The organism is Nocardia sp. NPDC004722 (assembly GCF_053601505.1).
In genome coordinates, this window is sequence record NZ_JBSGBY010000296.1 from 1 (window position 1) to 10,379 (window position 10,379).

Genomic DNA, 10,379 nt, shown 5'->3' on the forward strand with positions numbered 1-10,379 from the left:
GACGGCGTGACACCGCGGCCGGGACGCGCGGTGGCGGAAGGCAATCCGGGCGCGGGGCGATCGGATTCCGGGGCCTTGCGAGTCGGCTCCGGGGCGCGAGCGGGTTCCGGGGCCTGGTCGGCGGGTGCGGGCGCAGGCTCGGTGATGTTCGCGGGCTTGGCGATCTCCGCGGGCTTGGTGACATTGATGCGCTGGGTCGGCGCTTCGCTGTCCACGTTCACCGTCCGCCGCGGACGCGGCTTGCGCGGACGGCTCGCGGCGGAACCATCGGCCAGGATCGGGATCTGCATGGTGACCGGGTCGGTGATCGGGGTCGCCTTGACCAGGTCGAGCACCTCGCCGCCGCCGGGCCGCTCATCGTCGAGGATGGGCTCGCCCAGGCCGATCTTCTGCTGAATCTTCTTCATCCACTTGGGCGCCCACCAGCAGTCGTCGCCGAGCAGCTTCATGGTGGCCGGGACCAGCAGCATGCGCAGCACGGTCGCGTCGATGAACAGCGCCGCCACCATGCCGTAGGCGATGTACTGCATCATCACCAGATCGGAGAACGCGAACGCGCCGGTGACCACCAGCAGGATGAGCGCGGCCGCAGTGATGATGCGGCCGGTCTGCGCGGTGCCCGAACGCACCGCCTCGGTCGTGCTCGCACCCTGGGTGCGCGCCTCGACCATGCGGGAGAGCAGGAAGACCTCGTAGTCGATGGATAGGCCGTAGACCACGGAGATGATCAGCACCAGCACCGGCGACATGATCGGCTGCGGCGTGAAGTTCAGGATGCCCGCGCCGTGGCCGTCGATGAAGATCCAGGTGAGGATGCCGAGCGTGGAGCCCAGGCCGAGCGCGCTCATGAGCGCGGCCTTGATCGGCAGCACCAGCGAGCCGAAGGTGAGGAACATCAGGATGGTGGTCACCAGCACCACCAGCGCGATCATCAACGGCATCCGGTCGACCAGCTGATCGATGCTGTCCTGCATCATGACCGGCGTTCCGGTGACCATCACCTCGGCGCCGTCCGGCACGTCGATCGAGCGCAGATCGGCCATCGTCTGCTTGATGTCCGCGCCCTTCTCCAGCGGTCGCGTGGTCGACCACACATTGGAGCCGTTGGGCGGCGTCTGCGGCAGCGAGAACGAGGTCTTCGGCTGCAACCCGCTGGCCTTGTTGGCCTCGTTGAGGATGGTGCCGATGTTCTTCGCATTGTCGGTGACGATGACCAGCTGCACCGGGTCGGCCTTGCGCAGCGGGAAGATCTCGTCGAAGTGCTGCTGCGCCAAGCGGGTCGGATTGTTCGGCGGCAGATACGTCTCGCTGATGCCGCCGAAGGCCAGGTTCTTCACCGGGATGATGAGCAGCAGCAGGCCGATGGTGATCGGGATCGCGACCTTGAGCGGGTGCTTCATCACCCACGCGGTGATCTTGCCCCAGAAACCGTTCTCGATTTCCTCGGTGGTCTTGTCCTTGCGGAACCGCTTGAGCCCCAGCGCGTCCACGCGCGGACCCAGGATCGACAGCATCGCGGGCAGGATGGTGAGCGCCGACAGCGCGGCGAGCGCGACCGTCGCGATGGTGCCGTAGGCCACCGACTTCAGGAAGCCCTGCGGGAACAGCAGCATGCCCGCGCTGGCCGCGATGATCATGGTGGCCGAGAAGATGACGGTGCGGCCCGCGGTCTGCACCGTGCGCCGCACGGCCGCCTTGGTGTCGTAACCGTCGGCCGTCTCCTCACGGAAGCGGCTCACGATGAACAGGCCGTAGTCGATGGCCAGACCCAGGCCGATCATCGAAACCACGGGCGAGACAAACGAGTTCACCTCGGTGAACTTGGTGATCCCCATGACGATGCCGTTCGCGCCGAGCACCGTGAGGCCACCGATGATCAGCGGCAGCGCGGCCGCCACCACACCGCCGAAGATGAAGAACAACAGGACGGCCACCACCGGAATGGCGATCATCTCCATGCGCTTCTGGTCCTGCGCCATGGTGTCGTTGAGCGTGCCCGCCACCGGTTGCAGACCGGCGACCTCGACCGTCACACCCGGAATGGCGAAGGCGTCGGCCTGTTTCACCGTCCGGTAGTTGCGCACCATGTCGGTGTCGTTGTCGCCCTTGATGGCGACAGAGGCGAAGGCGTGCTTGCGATCCGGGCTTGCGGCCTGCGCCAATTGCGAACTCGGGACGTCGAGCTTGAACGGAGAGGCATTGATGCCGCTGATCTCCGGATACTTCGACGGCAGCGCGTTGAGGCTGTTGATGACCTTCTGGCTCCACGCCGGATCATCGATGGTCTGGCCATCGGGAGCCGTGTAGAGCAGGATCACGTCGCTGTTGTGATCACGCCCGTAGACCTGGTCCTTGAGCATGGAAGCCTGGGACGACTGCGCGTTCGGGTCGAACCACCCGCTGGAGCTGAGATGGTCCTCGAGCCCGAATCCGAAGCCGCCGAGGCCGAGCATTGCCGCCACCACCACACCGAGCACGGTGTAGCGCAGCTTGTAGACCAGGTCGCCCCAGCGGGTGAACACTAAGCGACTCCTTGAGCGGGGCGGGAGGTGAGCAGGGCCGACAGCGGCCGGAACGGCTGCAGCCACGCACCCTCGTCGGGCAGCGAGTCGAGGCTGACCCGGGGCAGCGGTTCACGGAACACGCCCGGGATGTCCTCGAGGTCGATGAACTCGAGGATATCCGACGTGACGGCCCAACTCGCGTGCTCGCGGAAACCCAATACCTGAACGGGCACACCGGAAGCGGCGATCTCCTCGAGGGGCGCGCGGAACGCCTGCCCGTCGGCGGAGGCCACCATGATGCCGGCCAGACCCGCGCCGCGGCGGCGTAGTTCGATGTGGCCGAGCATGTCGCTGTCGACATCGGAGTCTTCGTCGATCTTGGGTTTCGCGAAGACGGCGTAGCCGACATTACGGAGAGCTTCGACCCAGGGTCGCACGACATCCGCGGTGCCCGGGGCGATATTGGTGAAGACGGTGGCCTCGGGCTCGACCCGGGTGGTGCTGCCCACCGACAGTTCCGCGGTGCGGGCCAGCAGCCAGCGGCCCAGCGCGTCGAAGCGCGGGCGGTAGGCGGCGGTCGGGCGGCCGCCGAGGATGGCGCCCAGACCCATGTCCAGGTTCGGTGCGTCCCACACCAGCAGTACGCGGCGCACGTCGGTGGCGTTGCCGCCCAGCGCGACTGTGGCATTGCCGCTCAGAGCACCGGTGGCAGGGCCACCGGTCGTGCCGCCGAGCCCGGTGGCGGTGCCAGATAGTTCGGTCGAATCGGCGCCGTGCATTATTCCGGCAACTTCGGCGACCTCCGGGGCCATCTCGCTGACGCTCATGATTCGATCTTCCCCCAGATGAACTCGGTGATGGCGCTGCCCGCGCGGAGTCCTTTGTTTTCGAACTTGGTAATCGGACGTTCGAAACCAATCGGTGCTTTGTTCCGGTAGGCGTCGGGATCCCCGCCGGTAGGCTCATTCATGCCGATGAGCTGGGGTTCCGCATTTCCGTACAGTCCGATCCACTCCGCATAGTCGGCGTGATCGGTCGCCACATGCAACACGCCGCCGGGAATCAGGCGACTTGCGATGAGTGCGAAGGTTTCCGGCTGCAGCAGCCGGCGTTTGTGATGACGCGCCTTCGGCCACGGGTCCGGAAAAAACACCCGAACACCCGTCAGCGATTCGGGAGCAATCATATTTTCCAGGACATCCACGGCATCGCCGCGCAGCAATCGAATGTTCTCGATCTCCTCGCGTTCGATCCGCTGCACCAGCTGCGCCAGGCCCGGCTTGTAGACCTCGATGCCGATCAGGTTGAACTCCGGCTCGGCCTGCGCCATGGCCGCGGTGGCCGTGCCGGTGCCGCAGCCGATCTCGACGATCAGCGGGGCCGAGCGGCCGAACCAGGCGTCGGCGTCCAGCTTTTCGTCGGACACGTCCTTGCCGATGCGCGGCCACACCTGATCCCAGGAATCCTGGCGCGCGGGCGAGATCGCGCCGCGGCGCGCACGGAAGCTCGTCACCCGCGGGTAGAGGCGATTGCCTCCCTCAGGACGCGGCCCGGGACCTGGCTCGGCGGTGTGGTTCGCGGCGTCGTTCACGGCGTCCATTGTCCAGTATTGGATAGTTCGCGCAGCAATCGACCGGGGTTGCCGCGAGTGTGAACACTCAGGCTGCCAGGCCCGACACCTCGTCGGACGCCGTCGCGGCGGCCGGGCGCAAGGGCAGTCCGAGCGTGACTCGCATTGCGGTAGTTGCCATTTCCACCATGCTGCGCCAGTGCGCCGGGGCGAGCGCGACCGACCAGACGGTCTTGGTTGAGGGTTCGGTAAGAGTTTTCCCGGCCAGCCGATCGGCGAGCCAATCCAGGCTCAGCGGAGTCGCCAACGGCAGCAGCGAGAAATGCTCACTCAGGCGATCCCGGACATACCAGACATCGGCTCCGCCGGCTCGATACCGCTCCACCTGACCGTCGACGCCCGCGACATCGATCACCTGGTCGTGCACGGGCTGCACCACCAGCACCGGACAGGCCGGGGCGCGATTGCCCAGCCGCAGTTCGTCGAACATGTCCTCGAGCTCGGGCAGGATCTCCGTCAGCGGCCGCCGCAGGTAGTCGTCCAGGTGGCGGCCGACCAGCAGCGGCAGCACCGCGATCGGGCCCAGGGTACGGGCGCGGTCGAGCAGGCGGCGGCCCGCCGGGGTGAAATCGCGGTCCACCACCTCGGCCAGCGCCGGATACACCTGCCGCAGCGCGGAGATCACGATCGCCGGAAAGCCCGCGAACAGGCCGCCGTTCAGATTCAGGAACACGTGGCGCGGATCACCCACCGGCGCGCCGAGCGCCGCGCCGACGATATTCAACTCGGGCGCGTACTCCGGAGCCAGCTCCACCAGCCATGAACCGGCCATGCCGCCACCGGAATAACCCCACACCGCCACCTTGGTGTCGGCGCGCAGGCCCAGTGGCGCGAAACGCAGTGCGGCGCGGACACCGTCGAGGCCGCGATAGCCGGGCTCCCGGGCCGCCCCGAAATTACCCAGCGGCCCTTCGTGATCCGCGATACTCACCGCCCAGCCGCGCCGCAGCGCGTTCGCGACCAGCAGCCACTCCAGCTGAGTGATGGAACCGGGGGCGAGGGCGCCGCGCCGCAGCGCGTAGGACGGCGCGCAGCGCTCGGTCACCGCGTCCATGGCGGTCTGGAACGCCAGCAGGGGACGCTGGGCATCCGGCTCGGCGCCCTGCGGCAGCAGCACCGTGGTGACCGCCACTTCCGGGCTGCCGTGCAGATCCTGACTGCGATAGAGCAATTGCCACGCCGTCACCTGCTGCGGCACCAGGCCGAACAGGGCGATCTCGACGGTGCGGCTGCGCAGGATGGCGCCGGGCTCGCGGCGCGCGAATCCGCGCGGGGGATGGAAGAAGGGGTCTTGGCTCCGCGGCAGCGGACGGTCCTGTTCGTGCGCACCGTCCGGTATCCCGATGGCGCCGATGACGTCGGCGTTGACGGTCATCGCAACCTCCTCGTTCCAGCTTCGACCCTGAGTGGAGCGGCCGTGGACCGGGAGGGTCGCGCAGCCGTACATCGGCGTTGATGCCGACCGAATCGCCAGAGTACGGGGACGCGCGGGTGTCTGTGAAGGGGCGTCGCACCGAATTGTGCTGGCGCACAGAAGGACCCGGAACGGTCTGCTTCCTCACCGCCTGACCTGCGCGGTTGTGATCCGAAACGCCCACGCGCCCAGCACCTTCCGGCTAGGCTGCCCGCGTGCCGGTCGAGCGATCTGTGCGCATCCAGGTGACGGGCCGGGCCCGAGCGGGCAAAACCACCCTGCGACATGCGCTCTCGCTACTCACCGCCGAAGAAACCCGACCGGTCGACCACCCCGGGCAACCCACCCCCACCCTCGACGCCGACCTTCTCCTCTATATCCTTCCCGGCACCCTCGCCCCCGCCGACCGCCGCCTCCTGGCGACCCTCCCGCCCGAACGCACCCTTGTGGTTCTCAACAAGGCTGATTCCATCGGATCCCGCTGGTCCGACGCCGCCGCCCGCGCCGAGCAGCTCGCGACCGAGCTCGGCCTCGCGGTCTTCCCCGTGGTCGCGTCGGTCGCCGCGCACACCCGCAACGGCACCTTCACCGATGCCGACCTGCTCACCCTCCGTCGCCATCACACCCGCTCCGACCCACCCCTCACCCTCTCCCACGAGCTGTTCACCGCACCCGACATCGCCCCCGATCCCGAAGCGCGCCAAGCCGTTCTGGACCACTGGGAACTCCACGGCGTCTCCTGCGCGCTCGCGGCCCTACGTCACGACCCGGCCCTCGGCCCACGCGCCCTGCTGCAAATCCTGCACAGCGCCACCGGAATCGACCCCCTCCACCGCGAACTCCACCACCGTTACGAGGCGTTCACCACCACCCCGGGCGGTTGACCGCCGCATCGGACCCCGGCAATTGATCAACATGCGAGCCAAGCCGAACGCACCGCCGGATACGAATCAGCGATGTTGATCCCCGAACCCCGCCCCGACCCGCCGCCGCGACAACCCGCCACGGCTCATGACAACGAGCCCCGGCCAGCCTCGCTGGACCTGCCACCGCCGCGCCGCGCGACAGCCGGATCCGGGACGAGCTCGAAACCCACTGTGATCCAGGCCGATAACGCATCCGGCGGTTCGCACTCGCCCGAAGCGGCTGAGCACGGACTCGATCTGCCTCCGCACGGGACGGCCGACCGGTGTGGCGGAAAGCCGATGATGGGCGCTGCGGACGGCGACCGAATGAGGGAGCCCGCGGGGCCGGAGGCCGACCTGCCCGCCGCGGTCGGTCTTGCCGCGACGGCGGAAGCCGTTGTGATGCGCTGGAATCCGCATGGGCTGGCCTTGCTGCGCGCGGTGGACCGTCCGGCCGAGGCGATGACCACCGCGATCGCGCTGATCGGTGGCGAGGAATCCGACGTGGCCGCGCTGCGGGTCGAATTGGCGCGGTATGTGCCGCACATCGAACTCGGCCGCGCCGCGGAGCCGGGCATCCGGCCGGTCGCGGTGGCGTTGTTGCTGCTGGACGCGGGTGCGCTGATCGGGCGCGACACGGTGGAGCGGGTGCGCGCGTTGGTGGCGGACGGGACGCGAATCGTGTTCGCGCTCGAGGGGATTCACGCGCATCGGGAGTGGCGGGATGTGCTGAAGCTGGATGCCGAACTGCTGACCGAGGTGGAGGGCTGCCACGACGCCGAGATCGTGCCGGTGTCGGCGCGGTTGGCGGCGGCGGGGCGGGCGGAAGGGGATGCGGCGCTGGTGGATCGGTCGGGGGTGGGGCTGTTGCACGCGCGGCTGGTGGCGGCGGCCGGGGCGGGGGCGGTCGGGGATCAGGTGGGCATCGTGCGGGGGCGGGTGGTGGCGCAGACGCGGCGGCGGATCGAGGCGCAGATCGGGAAGTTGCGCGAGGGGGCGGATGTCAGCGCGCTGCGGGAGGAGCGGGCGCGGCTGCTGGCGGTGGGGGACGGTGGGCGCGGGGCGGCGATGGCGATCGTGCGCAATCGGCTGCAACTGGCGCGGGTGGATCTATTGCACGAGGTAGGGGCCAGGATTCGGGGCGCGCACGGGGAGTTGCGCGGCGAAATCGAGGAGCTCGCGCGAGGCACACACACCGAATTTCCGCGGCATGTGAGTGATGTTGTGGAAAAACTCACACAGGAGATGGACCGCGCCATTCGCTCTCGGATCGGCGAATTGTGCCGTCAAGTCGAAGAATCCGTCGCGGAGGAATGGCATATATCTTTTCCGCCACCCCTGGAACGGGTCCCGCGGTCGGTTCTCACGCCGGGCCCGCGCCGCCGGGGCGTGGAAGACCATCTGGTGGTCGCGTTCGGGGCCTCGGCGGGGTTCGGATTGGGCCGTCTGGTGGTGGCCCCGCTGGCCCTGTGGCCCGCCCTCGACTACGCGATCATGCCGGTCAGCCTGCTGCTCGGGGCGGCCGCCGCGAGCTGGGTGGTGCGCGCCCGCGGCCACCTCGCCGAGGGCGCTCACCTGCGGCAATGGGTCGCGGACACGCTGGTCGACACCCGCGCGGAGCTGGAGCAGCGGGTCGCCACCGCCCTGGTCGACGCCGAGGAGCGGCTCACCGACGAGGTGCTGGGCAGCTCCGCGGCCCGCATGGTGGAAACCGATCTGCGGGTCGGTGAATTGGAGGAGCAATTGCGTCAGGCCACCGGGCGGCGCCCCGCTTTACTGCTGGCATGCGAACGTGACCTGGCCGCACTCGAATTCACATAGCGGGTGGTCGGAGGTTTCGACCCGGTACCGACTGGACAACCCGATTCCGTACGCCGCGATATGTGGCGTTAACCTCTATGGCAAGGAACTAGGGCATCCGCCGCGTTCTTGTACGCACGTCCAGCCGGGACGGGCTAGCGGCGAGGACCAGCGGGGGCCCCGCCGCCCATCTCAGGAGAGTTTTCATGACCTCAGCGACCATTCCTGGTCTTCACGATGGCACCGCGCCCACCGAGCACAAGGAACTGCTTGCCTGGGTACAGGAGGTCGCAGAACTCACCCAGCCCGACCGCGTGGTCTGGTCGGATGGGTCCGAGGAGGAAGCGGTTCGACTCTCCGAGCAGCTGGTCGCCGCGGGCACCTTCAAGAAGCTGAACGAGGCCAAGAAGCCCAATTCCTACCTGGCGCTCTCCGATCCCTCCGACGTCGCCCGCGTCGAATCCCGCACCTACATCTGCTCCAAGACCGAGGCCGACGCCGGCCCGACCAACAACTGGGTCGACCCGGCCGAGATGCGCGCCACCATGACCGAGCTGTACCGCGGCTCCATGAAGGGCCGCACCATGTACGTGGTGCCCTTCTGCATGGGCCCGCTCGGCGCCGACGACCCCAAGCTGGGCGTCGAACTCACCGACTCCGAGTATGTCGTCGTCTCCATGCGCGTGATGACCCGCGCCGGCAGCGCCGCCCTCGAGAAGCTGGGCACCGACAAGCCGTTCGTGAAGGCGCTGCACTCCGTGGGCGCGCCGCTCGCCGAGGGCCAGGCCGACGTGCCGTGGCCGTGCAACGACACCAAGTACATCACCCACTTCCCCGAGGACCGCGAAATCTGGTCCTACGGTTCGGGTTACGGCGGCAACGCGCTGCTGGGCAAGAAGTGCTACTCGCTGCGCATCGCCTCCGCGATGGCGCACGACGAGGGCTGGCTGGCCGAGCACATGCTGATCCTCAAGCTGATCTCGCCCGAGGACAAGGCGTACTACATCGCCGCCGCGTTCCCGTCGGCCTGTGGCAAGACCAACCTCGCCATGATCCAGCCGACCATCCCGGGCTGGCGCGCCGAGACCCTCGGTGACGACATCGCGTGGATGCGCTTCGGCAAGGACGGCCGACTATATGCCGTCAACCCGGAATTCGGCTTCTTCGGTGTCGCCCCCGGCACCAACCACAGCTCGAACCCGAACGCCATGGCCACCATGGAGGCCGGCAACACCGTCTACACCAACGTCGCCCTGACCGACGACAACGATGTGTGGTGGGAGGGCCTGGAGGGCACCCCCGACCACCTCATCGACTGGAAGGGCAACGACTGGTTCGAGCGCGAGTCGGAAACCCTGGCCGCGCACCCGAACTCGCGTTACTGCACCCCGATGTCGCAGTGCCCCACCCTCGCTCCCGAATGGGACGACCCGCAGGGCGTGCCGATCTCGGCCATCCTGTTCGGCGGTCGCCGCAAGACCACCATCCCGCTGGTGACCGAGTCCTTCGACTGGCAGCACGGCGTGTTCATGGGTGCCACCGTCGGCTCCGAACAGACCGCCGCCGCCGAGGGCAAGGTCGGCACCGTGCGCCGCGACCCGATGGCCATGCTGCCGTTCATGGGCTACCACGTGGGTGACTACCTCAACCACTGGATCACCCTCGGCAAGAACGCCGACGCGCAGGCGCTGCCGAAGATCTTCTACGTCAACTGGTTCCGTCGTGGCGCCGACGGCCGCTTCCTGTGGCCCGGCTTCGGTGAGAACTCCCGCGTGCTGGAGTGGATCGTCGGCCGCATCGAGGGCACCAAGTCGGCCGAGGCCACCCCGATCGGCAATGTCCCGCACGCCGCCGACCTCGACCTCGAGGGGCTGAACGTGGTCGCCGCCGACGTCGACGAGGCGCTCGCGGTGAACGTGGACGAGTGGAAGAACGAGATCCCCTCCATCGAGGAGTGGTTCGAGTTCATCGGCGACAAGCTGCCCAGCGGCTTGCGCGACGAGTTCGAGGCGCTCAAGCAGCGCTTGTCCTGACGGACGGTCGTGGGGGCTTCGCCCCCACACCCCCAAGGGATTTGGTGGGGGCAAGCCCCCACACCCCCAGAATGACAGTGGCCCGCCCGCACC

7 protein-coding genes are annotated in these 10,379 nt (G+C 68.2%); 3 read left to right on the forward strand and 4 right to left on the reverse strand.

Features of this window, described 5'->3' with window-relative positions:
- From ACWELQ_RS26055 to ACWELQ_RS26070, 4 genes are all read right to left on the reverse strand, one after another.
- Positions 1-2,522, reverse strand: a 2,522-nt coding sequence (locus tag ACWELQ_RS26055; RefSeq protein WP_452399672.1) for an MMPL family transporter, incomplete at its 3' end; no start/stop codon positions are given.
- Positions 2,522-3,283 (reverse strand): NYN domain-containing protein, encoded by a 762-nt coding sequence (locus ACWELQ_RS26060; RefSeq protein ID WP_452399678.1) that lies wholly within the window; start codon positions 3,281-3,283, stop codon positions 2,522-2,524. The genes ACWELQ_RS26055 and ACWELQ_RS26060, both read right to left, overlap by 1 nt.
- Positions 3,284-3,327: 44 nt before the next feature.
- Positions 3,328-4,104, reverse strand: a complete 777-nt coding sequence (gene trmB, locus ACWELQ_RS26065; RefSeq protein ID WP_452399673.1) for a tRNA (guanosine(46)-N7)-methyltransferase TrmB — start codon at positions 4,102-4,104, stop codon at positions 3,328-3,330.
- Between the two features lie 58 nt (positions 4,105-4,162).
- A complete protein-coding gene (locus ACWELQ_RS26070; RefSeq protein ID WP_452399674.1) occupies positions 4,163-5,509 on the reverse strand; it encodes a lipase family protein in 1,347 nt (448 codons plus the stop codon).
- A 254-nt stretch (positions 5,510-5,763) separates the two neighbouring features.
- Here ACWELQ_RS26070 and ACWELQ_RS26075 point away from each other — a divergent pair, with 254 nt between their 5' ends.
- From ACWELQ_RS26075 to ACWELQ_RS26085, 3 genes are all read left to right on the forward strand, one after another.
- Positions 5,764-6,432, forward strand: coding sequence for a hypothetical protein (locus tag ACWELQ_RS26075; RefSeq protein ID WP_452399675.1), 669 nt, complete (start codon positions 5,764-5,766; stop codon positions 6,430-6,432).
- A gap of 348 nt (positions 6,433-6,780) precedes the next feature.
- Positions 6,781-8,274, forward strand: a complete 1,494-nt coding sequence (locus ACWELQ_RS26080) for a hypothetical protein (protein ID WP_452399676.1) — start codon at positions 6,781-6,783, stop codon at positions 8,272-8,274.
- A gap of 185 nt (positions 8,275-8,459) precedes the next feature.
- Complete coding sequence (locus ACWELQ_RS26085; protein ID WP_452399677.1) at positions 8,460-10,286, forward strand: phosphoenolpyruvate carboxykinase (GTP); 1,827 nt, start codon at positions 8,460-8,462, stop codon at positions 10,284-10,286.
- Positions 10,287-10,379 lie beyond the last annotated feature (93 nt).

Coding starts and splice junctions, on each gene's coding strand:
- ACWELQ_RS26060 (WP_452399678.1), bottom strand. CDS start 3,283: ATGCACGGCGCCGATTCGACCGAACTATCTGGCACCGCCACCGGGCTC.
- trmB (WP_452399673.1), bottom strand. CDS start 4,104: ATGGACGCCGTGAACGACGCCGCGAACCACACCGCCGAGCCAGGTCCC.
- ACWELQ_RS26070 (WP_452399674.1), bottom strand. CDS start 5,509: ATGACCGTCAACGCCGACGTCATCGGCGCCATCGGGATACCGGACGGT.
- ACWELQ_RS26080 (WP_452399676.1), top strand. CDS start 6,781: ATGAGGGAGCCCGCGGGGCCGGAGGCCGACCTGCCCGCCGCGGTCGGT.
- ACWELQ_RS26085 (WP_452399677.1), top strand. CDS start 8,460: ATGACCTCAGCGACCATTCCTGGTCTTCACGATGGCACCGCGCCCACC.